Annotated in this window: 1 pseudogene; it reads left to right on the top strand. The window is 38.1% G+C overall.

Annotated features, from left to right (window positions below):
- Nucleotides 1-18 precede the first annotated feature (18 nt).
- Nucleotides 19-218: pseudogene (locus GPK60_RS12765) on the top strand (RNA-guided endonuclease TnpB family protein); the annotation flags it as partial.

Here is a 218-nt window from a genome sequence, read left to right on the forward strand (position 1 = left end):
AATGGACATTATTTATCTATTGATCCTGGACTTCATAATCTGATGACCTGTTATGATTCCGGAAATGGCCGGGCTTTTATTCTGGGAAGAAAGTATCTTTCCCTGGAAAGATATTTTCATAAAGAAATCGCCAGAGTTCAGTCTGTATGGTATGCACAGCAATCAGAAAGAGGAATAAAATATCCAAAAACATCGGAACATATCCAGCGGCTTTACAG

This window comes from Ruminococcus sp. MCC718, from assembly GCF_018783905.1.
GTDB lineage: Bacteria > Bacillota > Clostridia > Lachnospirales > Lachnospiraceae > Hominisplanchenecus > Hominisplanchenecus faecis.